Here is a 20236-nt window from a genome sequence, read left to right on the forward strand (position 1 = left end):
GAGAAACGTCCTGCAAGGCTACCGCTACCGCGCTGCACGTCGGCTGGATGTTCGCCTCAGGCGTTACGGGGCGATTCGGCCGTATTTCAGGAGTAGACGTGCGGCGCGAGAACCGCGATCCCCCGCAGGTTGCGGTACTTCTCCGCGTAGTCGAGACCGTAGCCGACGACGAAGGCATTCGGGATGTCGAAACCGAAGTATTTGACGTCGACCTCGACCTTCGCGGCATCCGGCTTGCGCAGCAGGGCGAGGATCTCGAGGGACTTCGGGCCGCGGCTCGCGAGGTTGCCACGGAGCCAGGCGAGGGTGAGGCCAGAGTCGATGATGTCTTCCACGATGATGACGTGCCGGCCGTTGAGGTCGGTGTCGAGGTCTTTCAGGATGCGCACGACACCGCTCGACTCTGTGCTGAGGCCGTACGACGACACCGCCATGAAGTCGAGCTCGACGTGCATCTTCAGTTCGCGGGCGACATCCGCCATCACCATGACCGCGCCCTTCAGCACGGCGACGAGCAGCACGCGCTCCCCCGCGTAGTCCTGCTCGATGCGACGCGAGAGTTCGGCGATCTTGTCGTTGATCTGCTGCTCGGTGAGCAACACCTCGGTGAGGTCGGCGGTAACGTCCGCGAGTTCCATGTGTTCCCTAATCTCGAGCGCTGAACAGCAGCAGTCCGGCGTGCCGTTCCACCCTAACGCCGGGCAGGTCGATGGCGCCCTGCCCGTGCCAGTCGGTGACCAGCCGCGCGACCTCGAGCGTCTGGCTGCGGCTGAGCGACACGTGGAACTCGCTGTCGACCGCCAGCCTGATCAACCGCTGCCGGAGCGCGGCCGGGTTTGCTGCGAGCGCGCCTACCGGCAACGAGATGCCGGCCTCGGAATGCTCGGCGAGGTCTTCGGCGATCTCCTCGGCGAAATGATCGAGCGCTTCGGCGTCTTCGCGCAACTGCCCGGCCGTGCGCGCGAGAGCCTCGCTGACGCCGGGCCCGAGCTCGGTTTCGAGCATCGGCAGCACGGTCGACCGCACCCGCACGCGCGTGAACGCCGGGTCGGAGTTCTGGGGATCGTGCCAGGGTGAGAGCCCGGAGTCCTCGCAGAACTGCACGGTCTGTTGGCGCCGGATGCCCAGCAGCGGTCGCCGGTAGATCCCCGTCTCGGCGGCCATCCCCTGCAGGCTCGCGGCGCCACTGCCCCGCGCGAGACCCAGCAGCACCGTCTCGGCCTGGTCGTCGAGCGTGTGGCCGAGCAGCACGGCTGCCGCGCCCAACCCTGACGCCGCCTCGGAGAGGGCGCGGTACCGGGCCGTGCGGGCCGCGGCCTCCGGACCGCCGTCCACCCCCACGGTGACGGTCTCTACCCGCACCGGGTCGAGCCCGAGGGCTTCGGCCTGGCCGCGAGCCCTGGCCGCGGCATCCGCCGACCCCGCCTGCAGCCCGTGGTCGACGATCACGGTGCCCGCGCGCGCTCCCGCCCGGGGAGCCTCGAACGCCACAGCCGCGGCGAGCGCCAGGGAGTCGGGGCCGCCGGAGAGCGCGACGAGCACGAGTTCGCCGTCGTGGAGCGCCGCACGCACCGCGCGACGAACATCCGCGATGGCGGGAGACAGTCTCGGACGCTGGTTCTTCATCCGATAACGTTAACGGCAGAAAACACCAGACTTTTGAGGAGCACAGCCCATGACCGCTTACGACGTCGTTGTCGAGATCCCCCGGGGGAGCCGCAACAAATACGAGGTCGACCACGAGACCGGTCGCGTCTTCCTCGACCGCTACCTCTTCACGAGCTTCGCGTACCCCACCGACTACGGCTACTTCGAGAACACGCTCGGACTCGACGGTGACCCCGTCGACGCGCTCATCCTTCTCGACGCGCCCACCTTCCCCGGCGTCGGCATCTCCGTGCGCCCCGTCGGCGTCTTTAACATGACCGACGACGGCGGCAGCGATGCCAAGGTCATCTGCGTGCAGGCCAAGGACCCGCGCTGGGCGCACATCCAGGACCTGGATGACATCCCGGAGTTCACCCGCCGCGAGATCGAGCACTTCTTCGAGCACTACAAAGACCTCGAGCCCGGCAAGTGGGTCAAGCTCGACGGCTGGGGCGACGCCGCTGAGGCCGACGCCATCGTGCAGGCCGGCATAACAAAGCTCGCCGAGGGCAAGCACTAGTCCCCGCCCGATCCTTCCCCCGACCACCCGTGTCGAGGTGACTCAAAAGGCTGCTACCGCTCGCGGATAGCAGCCTTTTGCGTCATGTCGGCGGGCATTCCGAGTGGATGCCGAACCGCCGTCAGGCGGGACGACCGACGTACGACATCAGGTCCCAACTGCGGACGGGGGCGATCTTCACCGGCACGCCCTCATACTGGGCCTCGATCATCCTGCCGCCGCCGATGTAGATGGCGGTGTGGTAGACGTACGAGCCGTCTTCGGAGTAGAAAATCAGGTCGCCGCGCTGCATCTGGCTGATCGGCACGAGCCTGCCCTGGCCGCTCAGGTAGCGATACTGGCTGGTGGATCCGTGCGCACCGATGTAGACGCCGGCCGCCGCGTACGACGCCTTCGTCAGGCCTGAGCAATCCCAGTCGTTGGGGCCGGATCCGCCGTACTGGTAGCGGTCGCCCAGCTGGGCTGTCGCGAAGGCGATCGCCGCCTCGACCGTGGACGGGGCCGGTGCTGGCGCTGGTGCTGGCGCTGGTGCTGGCGGTGGCGTCACCACCGGGGGCGTGACCACGGGCGGGGCCACTACGGGAGGAGTCACCACCGGAGGAGTCACCACCGGCGGGGTGACGACCGGAGGAGTGACCACGGGAGGTTGCGTGCCCGGCGTCGGCTGGGTCGGGGCGGGCTGATTCGGCGCAGGTCGAGTGGGCACCGTGGGAACCGTGGGTGCCGTCGGGCCACCCGGGGTCGGTCGCGTTGCCGTCCTCCCCTCGATGTATTGCCGCTCGAGGTCGGCGGTCGTCCCCTTGAGCGCGGCGAGCTGCGCGTACAACTGGTCCGCGGCCTCCTGCTGGTCGGCGATCTTCGCCGCCAACTCCCTGGAGGCGTCGCTCGCGTCGTCGAAGGCAGCCTTCGCCTCGTCGGCGAGGGCCTTGCGGGCGGCCTCGGCGGTCGTGGCCTGCGCTGTCAGGGCTGTGGCGACATTTTTGTCCTGGTTGGCGTCGTCGAGCTGGTGGGCGGATTGCTCGGTGAGCTTGGTCATCGAGGCGAGGCTTCCGAGCAGGTCGTCCGCTTGCGGGCTCAGCATGAGCGTGACACTGAGGTTTCCGCCACCGCTGCGCGCGAGTTGGGCGATGATCTGCCCGGCACGGCGGCTGGACTGCGCGGCCCGCGCCGCGGCATCCTGAGCCTGGGCATTGAGCCGTGCCGAGGTGCTGGATGCCGCGTCCAGGGCCTCACGTGCGACGTTGTACGACTCGCCCTTGATCTGGGCCGCGCGACCGAGCTTCGCCGCCTCATTCTCGAGGCTCACGAGGAATCCCTCGATCTCGGCGGCGGTCGCTGCCGTTGCTGCCTGGTTCTGCCGTGCGTTCTGCACGTCATCCCACGAGGGATACTCGACGGCTGCTGCCGGCCCGGCAACGCCCATGGCCAGCACAAGGCCTGCGGAGACGACGATGGTGAGCGCCCCCCAGGGGCGGTGATGCGCAGGCATTACCGCTCGGAGACCGCGCCGCGTCGATCAGCCAAGCGAGATGCCCTGATTGGCCATAAAGGGCACGGGGTCGGTGTGGTTGCCATTGATCAGCACCTCGAAGTGGAGGTGGCAACCCGTGGAATTGCCGGTGCTGCCGACGCGGGCGATCTGGTTACCGACGCCGATCGACTGGCCCTGCCCGACGAGAATGCCGCCGTTGACGATGTGGCCGTAGCGCGTGGTGACGCCATTGCCGTGGTCGATCATCACCATGTTGCCGTAGCCGCCGTTCCAGCCCTGTGCCGCGTATGTGACGGTTCCGGATGCCGCGGCGAAGATGGGTGCGCCGCAACCGGCCGCGAGGTCTGTACCTTTGTGGAAGTTGCTGCCGTAGCCGATGCTCCAGCCGTAGACCGACGAGATGTAGCCGCCGGCGGGGCGCACCCAGCCGCTCAGGCTGATTTCACCGGCCTCGAGGCTGGCGGCCGCGGCGGCTGCCGCATCCCGCGCTTCCTGGGCCCGACGAGCTTCTTCACGGACCTGCACGCCCTGCAGGTAGCTGGCTTCGGTGACGGCAGTTGCTGCGGTCAGCGCGCTGAGCTGGGCTTCGAGTTCGAGCTTATGAGTCTGCTGCGCCTGTACGGCCGCGGCGGCAGCGGCGGAGGCGGCCTGCGCCTCGATGAAGAGCTTCTCGGCTGCCTCTTTGAGCACCTTGAGTTCGGCCTGGGCCACGTCGGCGGCATCGGTCTGCGACTGCGCGGTGTTGCGGTCGACGATGGCGCGCTCGTAGATGGCGTACGCCTGCTCGGAGACCTTGCTCGACAGTCCGAGGTTGTCGAGCAGGTTGTCGGCATCCTGGGCATTCAGCAGGAGGTTGGTGGTGAGGTCCCCGCCACCGTTGCGGACGAGCTGGGCGGCCATCTGGCCTGCGCGCTGTTCCGAGGCGGCCGCTGTGGCATTGGACACGTCGGCCTGCTGCTGCAGCGTTGCAGCCCGTGCGGCGGCGGCGGCGAACTTGCTCTCGGCTTCCTGCCAGAGCGTGCCCTTGGCTTCAGCGTCGGCCTGGGTGCGGATCGCGTCGGCCTCGAGCTGGGCGAGGAGGGATGTGATCTGGGCAACGGCAGCCGCTGTCGCTGCCTGGTTGTTGCGAGCGTTGGTGACGTCGCTCCAGGTCGGATAGTCGTCAGCGAACGCGTTCTGGGTCGAGACGGTCGTTGCGGTGATGGCGATGCAGAAGGCAGCAACGACCGCGATCACACGGCTGCGCGTCGATCGCAGCGTGACCGCAGACGCCCCCCGGCGAATATTCGTGTTGCCCATTGCTCCCCATATCGTGTTCCGCGCGGCCCCAGTCACGCCAGTAACACTGTTAACAGTGATCACAGTAGCAACGCGAGGCCCGAATGCCCAGCAAAAAGTTGTGGAACCCCATCCGTAAAGGTTCAACAACGGATTGAAACTACCGCGACCTCGGGTGGATGCCCCGGACATCCTCACCTTTTGCGGAATTGGGCCGGTTTGGCATTTGCCCAAAGCACCCCTATGCTTGTCCCTCGGTAGCTAAGAAGTTCTGTGACTTCGAGGCCCCATCGTTTAGTGGCCTAGGACACCGCCCTTTCACGGCGGCAGCACGGGTTCGAATCCCGTTGGGGTCACCAGACACAGGCAGAAATGTTTGAGCAGGACGCAGTATTGTCTGAGCAGAACGCAGTGTGAACAGAACTAAATAGCTAGGCCCTGTAGCGCAGTTGGTTAGCGCGCCGCCCTGTCACGGCGGAGGTCGCCGGTTCAAGTCCGGTCAGGGTCGCAAAGCAGAAAGCCTCTTCGAAAGGAGGGGCTTTTTGTGCAGTATGGGTGAAAACCTGCACGGCTCTGTAGCTCAGTTGGTAGAGCGCACGACTGAAAATCGTGAGGTCACGGGATCGACGCCCGTCGGAGCCACCACTAAATATCCAGGTCAGAGGCCGTTTGTGCGGCTTCCTCACCCCCTTCCAACTGACCTCTCGATTTCGGGGCATAGAAGTCACTCAGTGCTACCGCGCCGCGCTTCGCGGCATCGTTGCGGGTGTTGGCATAAAGCTGCGTCACGGCCAGGGACGAGTGCCCCAGGATCGCCTGCACGTCCGGAGCCGACAGCCCCGCGCGAAAGAGCATGACCGCCGCGGTGTGCCGCAAATCATGCCAGTGAAGTTGCTCTTCATCTTGCGGGAATCGCTTGATCGATTCGCGAATAGTGAACCAATCCAGCGCGCGGCTGAGATTCTTTGAGTTGATCGTGCCCCCGCGCGGACCAGGGAACAACCACTCGAAGGGGTCCTTGCCCGCTGCCGCCTCCCGGACGATCGGAGCGAACGGAGCAGCCAACGGGACCGCGCGCACGCGGCGCCCCTTTGTCGGCCCAATCAAAAGCTGTCCGGTGAGGCCGGGTGAGGCCGTACGGCTGATGTTGATCGTGTTCGTCGCCCAGTCGATATCGGCGGGACGGAGGGCGGCGATCTCACCCAAGCGACAGCCGGTGTAGAGCATGGCGAGTACGAAACGGCGGTAAGGACCGCTCTGCGGCAGCGCCTTGAGCAGCGATTGGATCTGCCCCAGGTTCACTGCACGCGAAGTTGGGTCGCTGTCGTGAGTGCGCGGACGCTCGACTCCGACGCAGGGATCTGTCGGAATGATTCCGCCTTTGATCGCGGTGCGGCAAATCCGCGAGAGCAGGCTACGCGCATCGACTCGAGTGGAGTAGGCGCCCGACCACGACGCGACCGCCAGCTCCACCTCGAGCGTGCTTATCTGCTCAATGTCTCGAGTGGCGAAAGTTGGGCCAACACGCCTGCCCCAGGCGTATGTGTACGCGCGGCCGGTCCCGGGCGCAATGTTGCTCAGAATCAACGGACGGTAGCGCTCGTAAAGCTCCACCACCGTGGTCATAAAGCGATCCCGAGCAGGAACGAGCTGAGGTTCACCCGATGCGATGTGCAGCGGGCCGACCGCGGTGGGGACGCCGGGCCTTCGGCACCGGCTACTCCCACCGCCGTCCAGCCCGTCCGCGCAGCGCTCACGTGCATCCTCATTCTCGATCTTGTTCACGTTCGCGAACGAGTCCACAGAGCCAGCGCCAGCGCCAGCTTTGGCGCATGGTGACGAAGAACGACAAGCCCTTGGATGACGGCCCAACCACCGTTTTCGAAGAGCTCAACTGCGGGGACGTAGGCGCCCGAATGCGAGAGCTTTCCCAGCAATCATGGGCCGTCGCGGAGTTGATCGACGACGCGAGGTTCGCCGATGACGGTCGAAAGGGTCACAAATACGGCCACGAAGAATCGATGAAGAAGTATGAGACCGAGATGCGCGAGAGGTTCCGACGCACAGTTAGCGGGATGCGTGCATACCGTCGCAACTACAACTCCCGGGAGCTGGTAGTCGCGGAGTACGCTCTGACGAAGATGAACTACACCCAGCGGGACGCCGCCGCACTCCTAGGAGTCGGGGTGAGCACAATCAACCGTTGGGCTCAGAACCCGCTTCCGATCGACGAATACCGGTAGAGATCTCCTCGTGAGCATCGTCCTCGACATCCTCGGCAGCCTCTTGCTGTCCCTCGCGCCCGATTTCGTGCCCAAGGGGCGAGCCGCCGATCGTCGGCTTCTCGCCCAGGACAAGGTGCGCTGCGGCATTCGCGCGTCGGACGGCCGGGTCCTGAATATCGGGACTGAGTGGAGTACCGGCGTCTGTGAGATCAGCCCTGGACACCTGCGGTTCGTGCCCAGCGTGGGGATTGTGGGCGACCGAGAGATCGACGTCATCGACGTCCGAATGACGCAGGAACGGCCACACGAGCAGATGGTGATGCCTTGGGGAGAGTCCGCTGACCTTGTCATCACCACGAAGGCAGGCGAACTCCATTGGAAGATCCCAGAACACATTGCGAACGAGGTCATCGCTCGGCTTTCGCCGCTCACAGTCTGAGCGAGCGTGTCTTCCCGAAATTAGCTATACAAGATCTAGCTGCCGCGCGGCCAGCACCCTGCAGGCGCCGGCCACTTGCCTTCCAACCTTTGGGCGACTATCCGATCTCCCGGTGGTAGAAATCAAACTCCACCCTGCGGCTACGCAAAGGCGGCTGACCATCGAACGAGTAGTCGATAGCGATCGCCAGACTGGCGACCTCGCATTCCTGCCAATCCTCACGGGGAAACTCCAGAAAAACGAACTCCTCTTTGTGCATGAGCGTTGGAGTGTCGCCCAGGCCGTTCAAGGAAGGGGTTCTTTCGCCGCCGAATAGCTGAGAATCCTCGAATGAGGTTGCGCTGTTTTTAGTGTCGGGATTCAATGCTCGCGCTTCCTCGAGAACAATGCCGTGCAAGTAAACCGCCGCCCCTTCGCACTCGACGCGCACACCTTTGAATGGCATACCCTCAACCTCGAGATCGAAAGCAAATGTCGGGCTGAGCGCAAAGTCGACAGCCGTACCAGCCGCCGCGATAGCCGCTGAGCGAGCGGAGTATTGCGCTGCTTCTCTAGAACTGTCTGCGGATTCTCTTGCTGCTCTGGCCATTTTTTGCGTCTGAACTGCGTACCAAATGGTCACGCTGATCAACACCAGCGTCAGAATAGATGCCGCCCAGGTATCTACGAATTGCGTCAGCTCGGCCACATCTGAACCTTAGACACGGCGCGGACAGAGCAATGCATACCGGCCCACGGAAGACGGTTCCCTGAGGCCACATTTCACCGAACGCAACTTGCATGGCCGATGTTGCACCGCACTCGTGAGTACCGTAAACGACCCTCCCGTTCGGTTTCGAGTCCGTCGCGACGCAATAACGACGTGCGAGCGAGCGCCATGGCTCGAATGGACGCGATTTGCGCAGGACGCGGGCGGACAGCTGACCGAGCACCGCATCGAACGCGCCGCTGCATTCAGCTGGGCCAAGTGCGCCCATGCGCGATTTTGCTCCCCGAGTGCGGCGCGAGCGGTGTCCTTCATTACTTAGTTCAAAGCTTTCGAGAGATACCAGGTGGTTCGAGCACCGTCGCCATTGGCTCGAAATGCATCGCACTGACTCTGGTCTCCCCAACCGACGAGAGTGCCGTCGACCTTCGAGACCGCAACAGCAGTTCGAGCACCCTCACCCAGTGCAACGCTTCCGGGAGCCTCAGCGCGAGCGATCCGAACCAGCGCCTGAACATGCAGCACTCCGCGCTCTTGCCATTCACGGACGATGAAGAACTCGGTCGCGGATGCGTCGCCGGGTCCGAGCCCAGAGGAGCCCGGAGGAGCCCGGAGGAGCCCGGAGTCACGATTACAAGCGACTTGGGCTGCGTAGTCCTAGGTTGGGACGTCCAGCGCCACGCCACGCAACGCAACGCAACGCAACGACGCATCATCAACCGAGTGAATCGTGCCGCACCCGATGCTCGCGGCCGAAGAATGGAGCCGTGAGCGTCAGCAGGTAGAACTGGAAGTTCTCAACCGGGCCGTCGAACTCTCCCGAGCGAGCAATCGCCGCCCAATCCCCCCGTACAGCTCGGCGCACGAGGGACACTTGCTATTGACGCGGGTGCGGCACCGCACAAATACGCCAGGCGAAACCTCGAAAGGGCGCTCACATACGCGGTTGACGACCGATTCGGCTTCGCGGTCGAGCGTTTCTTCGTTTGCGGGTATAGGCCCGCCGCAGCGTCAACGGCACGACTGAAATTGGTGAGGTCACGGGATCGACGCCCGTCGGAGCCACCATAAAAGGCTGCGGTTTTCAGCGGTTTTTCGCTGTCCCTACACGAGAGCGCCGCGCACCCGCGGGACCGCCACCGACCTGTCGTGTCGTGTAAATGGCGGGAACTGCAGATGGCCCACGCAGTGCCAGCACCAGTGGAGGAGCGCGCCGCGACTCCCCCTGCGAGCGACAGCGGGGTGGGCGAGCGTCGGGCTCATCAGCTCTCCGGGTGAAGGCTCGCGTCAGGCGGGGTGGTGCGCCAGGAGGTGAAGTGCACAGTCAGGCCACTACGCGTGGGCGCGCAGCAGAATGGTCCCGCGGAGACAGCTGCATCCGGGTCCAGTGGCGCGACTCTGACGAGTCGCCACGGCTCCTCATCCACCCTTGCGCGAATCGTCACAGCGTCGCCTGACCTGCTGGCGCGCACAGTGACGAGCCGTCCGTCCCACCCCGGCGTCGGAGATAGAGACCAGTCGGATACGCCTCGCGTGACGACCGCGCCCAGACTCTCCTGCCCATCGCTCCATTCGATCCCGGCCTTGATCCATGTAGCTTCGTCGGTACGGATGAATACGCCCGCCTGATCGAACTGGGCCGCGAAGTTCAGGCGGAATGTCACCTCAACCGCGCTGCCTTGCTCAAACGGTGCCAGAAGCGCATGCTCGGAATCGTGGATGAACCCGTACGAGGTGGTGCGCCACGCGTCGCTGTTCTCCCGCGCGGTCACGTACAGGCCGTCATCCTTCGTCTCGTGGCGGACTGGCGGGGTCGTCCATGTACCCGCCGCCCAGGCGATGTTGTTCATCTTCATAGCCTGTCAGTACTCCCAGCCAGTGGCGGTCCAAGGGTATCCATGGGGCCAGATTCGGTGACCGACCACTGATTGGCGCTCCGGGAGGTGAGCATCCGGAAGATTTCTCCTACGGCACTTCGCGCACAATGCGCCGACTGCCGATGTTCTTCGAAGTCGGCCGCGCAACGAAATCGTTCGAGGATCGACATGACGTCCGGATTGCAGGAGTCCAGAGCAAGGTCGCACTTGCGACACCCGTGCTCGAGGCGCGAAAGACGCTGAAGGTCAAGCAGCGCACCCCGTGCGCGAAGAGGTGAACCGGGTGCGCACTCCCAGCGCGTATCTTGAGCGGGCCTGCCACGTAGAGGGAGTCCCATTGGCCGTCAATGGCGCAGTCGGAGGCGAGAGCATCCAGCGACAGGATTTCGGTCAGGGCAATCCCGAGGTTACGCCTCAGGAAGATCTGTAGCGGCAGCACGATGCCGCTGGCGGGATCAGTCGTCACCTCGTTGGCGATGGTGTCCGTGCCAAGGTTCGGGATCTGCATCTCATCGAACCACCTAGCGTCGCTCCCGGCTGAACGATGCCAAGGCGGCGCGGGCAACCTGCTCCCCATGCTCCTGCACGAAGTGACCGACATCGCTGAGAATCATGGGCTCCGGGCACCCGCGGATCCACGAGCGAAGTCTCTCCATCGACTCTGGGGGAATCACCGGATCCAGCGCCCCAACGGCCATGAACGATGCACCACTCCACTCTTGACGCCACCATTCGCGGGCACGTTGAGAGAGGCGCGCCGTGGGGTGATCGGCCGTGGTCGGCACCAGGTCGGGAAAGCTGCGCACGCCGGACTTGTATCTGAGGTCTGGGAAGGGGGCCACATACGCAGCTGCTTCGGCCGGTGAGAGCCCCGGGCTGGCCGCTGCCATCAATTCTGCGATGTCAAGGTCAACGTGATCACGGTTGTACTGCTGCCACCGATGAAACCCTTCACCGAGTTCCACGTCGCCCGTCGCCAGCGACGTGTTCATGACGATCAAGCGATCGAAGCGCTCCGACATCTCCATCGGCAGAGTCAACCCTAAAAGTCCTCCCCAGTCTTGGCAGACCAGCGTGATCGATCGCAGGTCAAGGTGCTCGATCAGGGCGAGCAACGACGAGCGGTGCATCGCAAAGGTGTATTCGGATGCGGAGATCGGCTTGTCGGACTTGCCGAAACCGATCAGGTCGGGCGCGATCACGCGGCCGTGGTCCGCGAAGACCGGGATCATCTTTCGGTAAAGAAACGACCAGGTCGGCTGACCGTGCAAGCAGAGGAAGGTCGACTCGGCTTGGGGATCACCCTCGTCGACGTAGTGCATGCGCAGTCGCGTCCGGGGGTCAGTGAAGGAGCTCGGCGGGAACGAGTAGTCGGGCAGCGATGCGAATCGTTCATCCGGGGTACGCAGGGTTCCCTCGCGAAGGGCGTCGATCATACGTGCGGTCCTGTCTATGTGAGGGCGATCGGGTTGAGGGGTGCCCGGGTGCCGGCATGGATCCTGAGCGGGCCGGCCACGTGGAAGAAGTCCCATTGGCCGTCAATGACGCAGGCGGAGGTGAGAGCATCCAGCGGCGCTCAGGAGCGGCTGCCGTTGGCCGCGTGGGTTTCATTGCGCAGCACGAAGGCTTCCTCCTCACGGTACGGCGTGCCGTCGCGACGAAGCAGATCGTGAAACCAGGGAAGTGTTCGTCGCAGTCGAGGAGAGGCCCACTTCCACCGGACGGTGGTCTGAGTCTTGCCGTCGACGAGCCCCCAGTTGAGGCATCCCACCTTCTGGCTGCGGAAGAACGGGATGTGGGTCGCGATCTCGGAGTCGTAGCCACGCGCCAGCCACTCGGTGCACAGAGTCGGTCGATTGAGTTGCTGAAGCTCATCGACCTGCTGCGCGAGTTCGCTGAGCGGCTCGTAGTTGTGGAAGGTGATGATGTCGGAGAGCTCGAAGAGCGTGCGGTTGAGCTCCCCGGAGGATTTGCGCCACGCACCCGCGGTCAGCGGTTGAGTCGGATCGACCGACCGAGCCCACCCGAATGCGGCGACCATCAGCTCGACCGTGACCGGGCGGCTCAGCCGTTGCCTGACCCGCACCGCGGTCAACGCGATCGCTCGGATCGGCGGCACGAGTTCGAGGGCGGGAAGGTAGTGGTTCGTCACCTCGTTGGTGATGTCCCACCCCAGAACGCGATCGTCATCGCGAAAACGACCGACGACAGCCTTCACGTACTGCTCGAGGCGCACCCACGTGCCTCGGTCTCGGGCTGCGCGGCGACCGGGCGACTGAAGCCAGCGAGAGTTGTGAACACCCGGCACCGGTGGCGGCTGCGCGCCCGGCTTGGCGCCGTCGTGCCAGCAGTCATCGAACAGCACCACGAGAGTACGGATGCCATGACGCGAAGCGATCTCCAGGAACTGATCCACGCGGTCGAGGAACTTCTCGCCCTCGCCGCGCCAGAGCAAGTCGTGGAGGAACACTCGCACCGTGTTCATCCCCAGCCCGGCGGCCCACCCCAACTCCTGATCGATCGTCTCGAGATCGAAGGTGGCGCTCTGCCACATCTCGAGCTGGTTGACCGCCGTGCGCGGGATGTAGTTGCACCCCACCAACCACGGCTGGGTCTCGAACCATGCCCACGCCTCGACCGTGCTCCACCGGTGATTACTCATCGGGGTACCGCAGCCCGATCTCCGAGCGGATCGCATCCATCACGCCCATGATCTCGACTGATTGGTCTAAGGGCATGAGCGGACTGTCGCGCTCTCCTGCGGTGACGAGGCGCTCCATTTCGAGTGCTTGGTATTGCATCCCTCTGCCAGCGAGGCTGCGCTCATACCGCGAAAGGACGACACCACCATTGTCCGTGACGACGACGGCCGCGGGCTCGTAGAAGACCGCAGCGATCGCGATCTGGCCGGTCGTGCCGGTGATGATCGCATCATTGATCGCGGCCTGATGACTTGACGAGAACGTTTCGGAGGTAGCCCCGCTCGCATAGGTGAAGTGCGTCGAGACCGTTCCGTCCACGCCCGTCTTCTTGAACGTGGCCCGAGCGGCGATGTCCTGGGGCTTTCCGAGCAGATCATGGGCGAACGAGATCGGATACACGCCGAGATCCAGCAGAGCGCCACCGGCCAGGTCGAGACGATTCAGGCGGTGATCGTCGTCCGCCGGAAGGTCTTGAGCGTGGGTTGCCTGAATGTGGGTGATGTCTCCGATATCGCCGCGGCGCACTGCAGCCCTGACGAAGTCCATGTGCGGGAGGAACCTGGTCCACATCGCCTCCATCACGACGAGATTGAGCGACCGTGCGAGCTGGGCGAGAGTCGCCGCCTCTGCCCGGTTGACGGTGAACGCCTTCTCGACCAGAACATGCTTGCCGTGGAGCAACGCCATGGTCGCGTTCTCGGCGTGCAGATTGTGAGGAGTAGCGACGTGGATGATATCTACCGAGTTGTCAGCAACGAGCGCTTCGTAAGAGCCATGAGCCCTCGGGATGCCAAATAGCCCGGCGAACGAGTCCGCCGAATCCTGCCCCCGCGATCCGACCGCAGCTACCTGATGGCCCTGTTGAACGAGGTCTCGTGTCATCAGCTTGGCGGCGAGGCCCGTCCCGAGAATCCCCCACTGGAGCTGCTTCTTGACAGATGTGCCCATTAGTCCGTGCTAGTCCGGTAGTCGATGACCACCTGGAGCACGCCGCTCGGGCTGCTGTCGATCATCTCGAACGCCGCCGGGGAGTCGGCGGAGGTGACGGTGTGGGAGATGAGGTCGCGGAGATTGAGTTGCCCGTCCCGAGCCAGCGCCAGTACCGTCCGCGACATCCGCAACTCGTCCCAGCGGTGCTGGATGGAGGGCGAGACGCCGGAGATCTGGGACCCGACGAGGTTGACCCGGTTGTGATGAAACTCCTCGCCGAGACGCAGAGCGGCTCCTTCGCCCTGGTAGAAGCCGCTGACGACGACTCTCGAGCTGTAGGCGACGACCCGGATGGATTCTTGAAGGGCCACGTAGCTACCACTCATCTCGACCACGACGTCGGCTCCACGGTGGTCAGTGAGGCCTTTGACGACGTCGGCGACATCGTTGGTCATGGGGTCGATGGTCAGGGCGGCGCCAAGACGGGTTGCCAGGTCTCGGCGGGACTCGTCAGGGTCGACGACGATGACTCGCGCGCCGTTCAACCGGGCGAGTTGCGCGACGATCTGGCCCGGCACGCCAGCCCCGAACACGACTACCGTCTCGCCGATATGGATGTCAGCATCGAGCACCGCGTTGAGACCGATGGCACCGATCTTCGCGAAGATGCCGAGCTTGGGGTCCAGCCCATCAGGCAGCACTCGCGCCTGAACCCAGTCCGCGTCTCGGACGCAGCTCGTCCGATGTCCCCAGTCGCCCCACACGAGCTGTCCGACCATGGACATGTCCGCGCCCGGACCTGCTGCCGTGATCGTGCCGACCTCCTCGTACCCGGTTCCATCGATCGGGAAGTCGACGGTTGTCCCTCCGTCGACGAACAGGCGCTCCTGGGCCACCCAACGGCGGTTGAGGTATGGGTTCGTCCCGCGATATGCGGTCAGCTCGGTTCCCGCTGAGATCCCCGAATACAGGGTCTCGATTCGGTACTGCTGCGCCCCCGGCATCTCGTCCTCGAACTCGACGACGTGAGCCTGGCGGGGTGCGGAGAATCTGAGTAGCTCGCCCACGATGGTGTTGTGCCTTCCGTTAGATGTGTCTTCAGCCCTTGACCGCGCCGGCCAGGAACCCTGCGACGACCTGTCGCTGAAGTGCGATGAAGAGAACGATGATCGGGATGATCGTGATAAGGGTGCCGGCGGCGAGCGGGCCGATCTCGGCGCTACGGCCCCCGGCGAAGAGGTAGATGCCGGTGGTGAGCGGTCTGAGCGATCCGCCGGGAAGAAACAGCAGGGGAACGAGGAAGTTGTTCCACGTCTGCAGTGCCGTGAAGATGGCAAGGGTTCCCAGTCCGGGAGCGCCGAGGGGAAGCATCACGCGAAGGAAGATCTGAAACTCGCTGCACCCGTCGATCCGTGCGCTGTCCTCGATCTCGTTGGGCAACTCCAAGAAGAACGCCCGCATGAAGAACAACCCGAACGGCAGGGCGATCGACGTCAGAACGAGGACGACTCCGGGATAGGTGTTGAGCAGGCTCATCGTCTTGAGCTGGAAGTACAGCGGAATCATGTACGCGAAGAAGGGCACGAGCAGCCCCAGAGTCGACACGTAAAAGATCAGTCCACGCCCGCGGAACGGAAGTCGCGCGAACGCATAGCCCCCCATTGTGGAGATCACCAGGACGAGGATGGTCGTTGGGCCGGTGAGCAGCACGCTGTTGAAGAAGTACTCGCTGAACTTGCCCGCCGTCCACGCCTGAACGATGTTGTCCCACGAGAAGCTGCTGAACAAGCCGAACGGGTTCGTTCTCACGTCCTCGGGGGTTTTGAGGGCCGTCGAGAGGATGAGCACGATCGGGAAGGTGCTCAAAGCAGCGAGCAGGGCAAGGGTCACATGCCGGGGCACCGCTCGCAACGGCACTCGCGTGGTCCGAGGTGAACGGGTGTCGAGCGTCATCGGATGTTCCTCAGGGAAAGTCGACGCTGGATGAGGTTCAGCGCGATCACGAACGGGACGGACAGAACGAGGATGACCAACGCGAGAGTCGTGCCGTAGGACAGGTTGCCCAACTGGAAAGCATTCGCGTAGGCGTAGGTGCCCAGGAGGTTTGATGCGTTCGCGGGGCCGCCGCCGGTCATCACGAACACGATGTCGAAGACGGCGAAGCCGCCAACGAGTGTCAACGTGGTGACGAGGATGAAGACCGGCACGATCTGGGGCAAAACGATGTGCCAGACACGTTGCACGGCGTTGGTTCCGTCGAGGCGGGCGGCCTCAAGCAGCTCCTCATCGACGTTGCCCAGGGCGGACAGCAAAATGATCAAGACGAATCCGTAGGTGGCCCAGATCGCCGTGGCCAGAACTGCCCAGAGAGCCGTATCAGGTTCGCCGAGCCAGCCGCGTTGAAGCGACTCCAAGCCCACGAGCCGGAGGGCTTCATTGAGCCAGCCACGGATGGGGTTGTAAATCCATCCCCAGACCACGCCGACCGCGACGACCGGAAGCAGATGCGGGAGGAAGAAGAGGATTCGGTAGAGGACCGAACCTCTTCCGAGGGTCCAGAGGGCTAGCGCCATGATCAGCCCGAGGACCAGGGGGGTGATGGTGCCGACGATGACCCAGAGGAAGTTTCTGCCGATGGCATCGATCGCCAATTGATCGGCGAGGAGCCGTACGTAGTTGTCGAGTCCGACGAACGGCGGGTTCGCGCTGATCCCGTCGAAGTCGAGGAACGAGAGATAGAGAGCGTTTCCCAGAGGAAAGATGAAGAAGGTCACCACCAGCACCGCTCCCGGCGCGATGAAGAGGTATCCGAGCCGTGCCTTCGCGATCCGCGTGGGACGTGGCACGGTGCTGGTGGTGTGAGACATTCCTTCTTTTCCTTAGAGCTCGGACGCAGCCTGCAGGGAGTCCGCAAGCTCCTGCGCCGTGACCGAACCGGTCAGCAGCGCCTGGATGCCGTCGGACATCGCCTTGTTGAACTCGTCACCCATGTTGACGTCGATGCTGGCACCGAGCGCCGCTCCGCCGGTAGCGAAGTTGTTGACCTCTTCGATCACATTCGCGAAGAGCGGCGAGATCTCGATGCCGGCGGTGTCGACCGGGAACGCTGGGATGCGCTGCAGCGTCTCGACTTCATAGCGACCGCGCTCCTCGCTCACGAGAAAGCTCATGAACGTAATTGCCGCCTCAGGAGCCTTGGTCGACGCAGAGACGAACGTCCCTGCCCCGAGGCCGCCCGTGAACGCGCCAGGACCATCGGATGCCGGGAACGGCATGAAGCCGATCTCGAAGTCCGCGTCAGCCAGATCGGCGATCAGCCAGCTGCCCGTCGGGTTCTTCGCCGCCTGACCCGACAGGAACAGGGAGTTCGCGTCATCGTACGTCAGGGCCGTCGGGGTCGGCGGGTATAGTCCCGCGTCCAAGAACTGCTTGAAAACAAGGTCGAGAACCTTGACGACCTCAGGCTCATTCCACTGGCTCTCGCCATCGATCAGCGACTGCACCTTGTCCGCCCCGAGGGCGCTGACCAGAGACATGCTGAAGATGTGGAATGCCGGCCACCCGGGCTCATCGCCAAACGTGAACGGAATGATCCCCTCCCCGATGAGGCTTTCTCCGCCTGTGAAGAGGTCATCTACGGACGCCGGAGCCTCCAGACCGCTGGCAGCCAGGATGTCCATGTTGTAGTAGACCCCGAGCAACTCCAGCTCCTGCGGAATACCAACGACCTTGCCGTCGAACGTCACGCGCTCCTTGGCGAAGTCGTAGACCGGCCAGCTGTTCTCCGTGTACGCGTCGGTGAGGTCGAGCAGGAGACCCGCCTCGGATAGCGCGCCAGCGTAGCCGGGGCCAGTGTCGTACTGGAAGACGTCCGGACCCTCACCCGAGCGCAGCTGGGTCTGCAGCACGGTGCGCTGCTGGTCGAGCGGGACCGCCTCGAGCGTGACCTTGATGTCGGGGTTAGCGTCGTTGAACTGGTCGACGGACCCCTGTATCAGCGCCAGGCTGTCGGCATCCTCCGGGTCCTGAATCTGATACCGGATCTCTGTGGTTCCGCTTTCGCTGGCCGGGGCGCACCCGGCAAGCACAAGCGTCAACGCGGCGAGTACGCTCACCGCGGCGATAGACTTTTTCATCATCTACTCCTTTGTATTTTGATTGCGAGTTGGTGCTGGTACCGCGGTACTGGGCGTTGGTTCGGGCGGGGACTGTCAGTTGTCCGCCCGAACCAGTCGCACCAAGAACGACTGCTCCGGGTAGAGCAGCGGTGCTTGCACACCCACGGTCCTCAGAAGATGACCGGATGCGACGGAGTTTTCCTGAACCCAGCGGGGTGGGCCGCTGGCGAGTCCGGCCAGCGCGGAAGCGCAGAGATTGATCGGTTCGAGGCGGTACTGCGCGGCGTCGTCCAGCCCGACCAGCTGGATTCGTTGCGGCATTGCCGCGGCAGATGAGTCGATGCTCACGAACGCGAAGATCGCCTCGCTCTGATCCTGAGCGACGACACCGTAACACCAGTAGGTCTCGTCGTCCGTGTCGCACACCAGGTATCGGCCGGAGTGCACGAGAGCTCGGGTCTGCTTGTAGAGGTCGACCCATTCCGACAGCTCAGCTCGGTCGAGAGCGCTTGCCGCGAGCAGGTCCCACTCGATTCCGAAACTCCCGAACAGGGCCGTGGCAGCACGAAACGCGAGGGAATGGGTGCGATGTGTCGTGTGCGCTGTCGGCGCCCCGACATGAGAGCCGACGATCTCCGGCGGCAGAAGAAGGGCAGTTCCTCGTTGAATCCGCTGGCGCTCGAGGGGGTCGATGCAGTCGCTACCCCAGACGCGGTCGGTGTGCTCGAGCATTCCCAAGTCGACACGGCCCCCGCCCGACGCGCAGGATTCGATCTCGAGGGACGGATGGCGGTGACGGAGTTCATCCATCATCGCGTAGGTCGCCCGGGTCTGGAGGTGCACTCGCGCTTGATTGTCAGCGCGATCCCCCGCTTCGAGGAGGTCGCGATTGTGGTCCCACTTGATGTAGTCGATCTGAAGTTCGGCCACGAGAGAACTGATCGACTCGAGCACGTAGTGATAGGCGTCGGGATTGGCGAGGTTGATGACCTGTTGATTCCTGGCGGGAAGCGGTAGTCGCTCCCCCGCACCCAGAATCCACTCCGGGTGGCTTCTTGCGGTCTCAGAGTCCTCGTTGATCATCTCCGGCTCGAACCAGAGGCCGAACTGCATTCCTCGGGCCCTGACCTCGGCGACGAGGGGTGCCAGTCCGTTGGGCCAGGTCTGCGCACTGACCTGCCAGTCGCCCAGTCCAGCTCGATCGTTGACCCGGGCGCCGAACCATCCATCGTCGAGGACGAAGCGTTCGACCCCGACCTCGGCGCCGGCATCCAGCAGGGCACGAAGCTTTGAGATGTCGTGATCGAAGTAGACGGCCTCCCACGTATTGAGGATCACCGGGCGGGGGTGGGAGAACCGCTGGATGGAGCGAGCGTGCGCGTGGAACTGGGCGGTGATCTCATTGAGCCCGACGCCATGAGCCGCGTAAAGCCACGGTGCGGAGTAGGAATTCCCGGGCGGCAGCGTGACCTCGCCGGGAAGCAGCAGCTCCCCACCTCCGATGTAACGGCGGCCGGTCATCGAACGCTCCGCGAAGAGGGTCTGGTTGCCGCTCCACCCCACGTGCACTGCCCATGCCTGACCGCGCGTATGTGCGAAGCCTTCTGTTCCCGCGACGAGAACGTAGGCGCCGTCAGATCCGGGCTTCCCACGACGAGCTTCGCGCAGGTGGGTTCCAAAGGAGAACGGCTGTCGCTGCGGCACGCGCTCCTTCAGGTGCTTGCCCGCGAAGTCGAGTATCTCGGTGGCTTGCGCTGGCACTGGAAGCGCCATCTTCAGCGAGTTGAGGACATAATTCTCGACGGTCGAGTCGTTCGTGATGATGGCTCGTACCCGCACCAGGCCAGACGAGAGAGCGTGGACCTCAACCTCGATTGAGACTAAAGCGTCTGAGTCCCTCCCGACGTGCTTCAGAACCTCGGTGCCATCCGCCAAAGAATCGCGGGTGCTCGAAACCCGCTCGAATCGGGTCGTGAAGAATCTGCCGTCCCGATGGCCTTCCAGTCCCGGGGTTCCCATCCAACCCGATGACTGCGCGGGAACTACTCCGGGGTGCAGGCGAGACTGAGGACCGTCGCTCGTCCATTGCACTTCGGTGAGTGCATCGACGATACGAGCAGCGTCATCAGAGGCCTCGAACGGAGGCCCCCAATAGAGGATGTCGGGCACTCCGCCTGACGTATCGACCACCAGTGTGGTTCCGCCCGCAGAGATCACGACGCACTCCCGCTCGCTCACGGTTGTGGTTAGTCTCATTGCAGGCTCCTTTGACTTGCGTTCTAGTTTCGTATCAAAAGTAGAA

General features: G+C 63.9%; 19 protein-coding genes and 3 tRNA genes. 6 read left to right on the forward strand and 16 right to left on the reverse strand.

Annotation, left to right across the window (positions count from 1 at the left end; genetic code table 11):
• Positions 1-86 precede the first annotated feature (86 nt).
• A complete protein-coding gene (gene hpt, locus IWX81_RS06515; RefSeq protein ID WP_199280525.1) occupies positions 87-638 on the reverse strand; it encodes a hypoxanthine phosphoribosyltransferase in 552 nt (183 codons plus the stop codon).
• A gap of 7 nt (positions 639-645) precedes the next feature.
• A complete protein-coding gene (gene tilS / locus IWX81_RS06520; protein ID WP_199280526.1) occupies positions 646-1626 on the reverse strand; it encodes a tRNA lysidine(34) synthetase TilS in 981 nt (326 codons plus the stop codon).
• A 49-nt stretch (positions 1627-1675) separates the two neighbouring features.
• On the opposite strand from tilS, the gene IWX81_RS06525 reads away from it, so the two are divergent.
• Positions 1676-2167, forward strand: a complete 492-nt coding sequence (locus IWX81_RS06525) for an inorganic diphosphatase (protein ID WP_199280527.1) — start codon at positions 1676-1678, stop codon at positions 2165-2167.
• A gap of 121 nt (positions 2168-2288) precedes the next feature.
• Here IWX81_RS06525 and IWX81_RS06530 read toward each other — a convergent pair whose 3' ends face one another.
• Positions 2289-3656 (reverse strand): C40 family peptidase, encoded by a 1368-nt coding sequence (locus tag IWX81_RS06530; RefSeq protein ID WP_199280528.1) that lies wholly within the window; start codon positions 3654-3656, stop codon positions 2289-2291.
• 27 nt (positions 3657-3683) lie between these two features.
• Positions 3684-4958: a peptidoglycan DD-metalloendopeptidase family protein gene (locus IWX81_RS06535; protein WP_199280529.1), complete on the reverse strand. Its 1275-nt coding sequence runs from the start codon at positions 4956-4958 to the stop codon at positions 3684-3686.
• A 262-nt stretch (positions 4959-5220) separates the two neighbouring features.
• On the opposite strand from IWX81_RS06535, the gene IWX81_RS06540 reads away from it, so the two are divergent.
• The 3 genes from IWX81_RS06540 to IWX81_RS06550 all read left to right on the forward strand — a co-directional run bounded on the left by IWX81_RS06540 (position 5221) and on the right by IWX81_RS06550 (position 5582).
• Positions 5221-5296: transfer RNA gene (locus IWX81_RS06540), tRNA-Glu, on the forward strand.
• 75 nt (positions 5297-5371) lie between these two features.
• Positions 5372-5445: transfer RNA gene (locus tag IWX81_RS06545), tRNA-Asp, on the forward strand.
• Positions 5446-5506: 61 nt separating this feature from the next.
• A tRNA-Phe gene (locus IWX81_RS06550) sits at positions 5507-5582 on the forward strand.
• On the opposite strand, the gene IWX81_RS06555 is transcribed toward IWX81_RS06550, so the two are convergent.
• Complete coding sequence (locus IWX81_RS06555) at positions 5583-6563, reverse strand: tyrosine-type recombinase/integrase (protein WP_199280530.1); 981 nt, start codon at positions 6561-6563, stop codon at positions 5583-5585.
• A 206-nt stretch (positions 6564-6769) separates the two neighbouring features.
• Here IWX81_RS06555 and IWX81_RS06560 point away from each other — a divergent pair, with 206 nt between their 5' ends.
• Positions 6770-7180 carry a helix-turn-helix domain-containing protein gene (locus IWX81_RS06560; RefSeq protein WP_199280531.1) on the forward strand — a complete coding sequence of 137 codons (411 nt, stop codon included), beginning with the start codon at positions 6770-6772 and terminating at the stop codon, positions 7178-7180.
• Between the two features lie 10 nt (positions 7181-7190).
• On the forward strand, positions 7191-7601 hold the full coding sequence (locus tag IWX81_RS06565; RefSeq protein WP_199280532.1) for a hypothetical protein: 411 nt from the start codon (positions 7191-7193) through the stop codon (positions 7599-7601).
• Positions 7602-7698: 97 nt separating this feature from the next.
• Here IWX81_RS06565 and IWX81_RS06570 read toward each other — a convergent pair whose 3' ends face one another.
• From IWX81_RS06570 to IWX81_RS06620, 11 genes are all read right to left on the reverse strand, one after another.
• Positions 7699-8289 carry a hypothetical protein gene (locus IWX81_RS06570; RefSeq protein WP_199280533.1) on the reverse strand — a complete coding sequence of 197 codons (591 nt, stop codon included), beginning with the start codon at positions 8287-8289 and terminating at the stop codon, positions 7699-7701.
• 1280 nt (positions 8290-9569) lie between these two features.
• Complete coding sequence (locus tag IWX81_RS06575) at positions 9570-10157, reverse strand: DUF1349 domain-containing protein (RefSeq protein WP_199280972.1); 588 nt, start codon at positions 10155-10157, stop codon at positions 9570-9572.
• 2 nt (positions 10158-10159) lie between these two features.
• Positions 10160-10522 (reverse strand): putative quinol monooxygenase, encoded by a 363-nt coding sequence (locus IWX81_RS15055; RefSeq protein WP_442977633.1) that lies wholly within the window; start codon positions 10520-10522, stop codon positions 10160-10162.
• A gap of 183 nt (positions 10523-10705) precedes the next feature.
• The gene (locus IWX81_RS06585) at positions 10706-11620 is read right to left on the reverse strand and encodes a haloalkane dehalogenase (RefSeq protein WP_199280535.1); all 915 of its coding nucleotides are present in this window, start codon (positions 11618-11620) and stop codon (positions 10706-10708) included.
• Positions 11621-11760: 140 nt separating this feature from the next.
• Positions 11761-12846: a cellulase family glycosylhydrolase gene (locus IWX81_RS06590; protein WP_199280536.1), complete on the reverse strand. Its 1086-nt coding sequence runs from the start codon at positions 12844-12846 to the stop codon at positions 11761-11763.
• Complete coding sequence (locus IWX81_RS06595; protein WP_199280537.1) at positions 12839-13834, reverse strand: Gfo/Idh/MocA family protein; 996 nt, start codon at positions 13832-13834, stop codon at positions 12839-12841. Before IWX81_RS06595 ends, IWX81_RS06590 begins: the two co-directional genes overlap by 8 nt.
• The gene (locus tag IWX81_RS06600) at positions 13834-14883 is read right to left on the reverse strand and encodes a zinc-dependent alcohol dehydrogenase (protein ID WP_199280538.1); all 1050 of its coding nucleotides are present in this window, start codon (positions 14881-14883) and stop codon (positions 13834-13836) included. Before IWX81_RS06600 ends, IWX81_RS06595 begins: the two co-directional genes overlap by 1 nt.
• Positions 14884-14914: 31 nt before the next feature.
• Entirely contained in the window at positions 14915-15769 is an 855-nt protein-coding gene (locus IWX81_RS06605; protein ID WP_199280539.1) for a carbohydrate ABC transporter permease, read from the reverse strand.
• Positions 15766-16683, reverse strand: a complete 918-nt coding sequence (locus IWX81_RS06610) for a carbohydrate ABC transporter permease (protein ID WP_199280540.1) — start codon at positions 16681-16683, stop codon at positions 15766-15768. The genes IWX81_RS06605 and IWX81_RS06610 overlap by 4 nt, the downstream gene beginning before the upstream one ends.
• Positions 16684-16695: 12 nt before the next feature.
• Positions 16696-17952, reverse strand: a complete 1257-nt coding sequence (locus tag IWX81_RS06615; protein WP_199280541.1) for an ABC transporter substrate-binding protein — start codon at positions 17950-17952, stop codon at positions 16696-16698.
• A gap of 75 nt (positions 17953-18027) precedes the next feature.
• Entirely contained in the window at positions 18028-20190 is a 2163-nt protein-coding gene (locus tag IWX81_RS06620; RefSeq protein WP_199280542.1) for an alpha-galactosidase, read from the reverse strand.
• Between the last annotated feature and the right edge of the window lie 46 nt (positions 20191-20236).

Origin of the sequence: Salinibacterium sp. CAN_S4, assembly GCF_015752305.1 — a bacterium.
Lineage (GTDB): Bacteria > Actinomycetota > Actinomycetes > Actinomycetales > Microbacteriaceae > Rhodoglobus.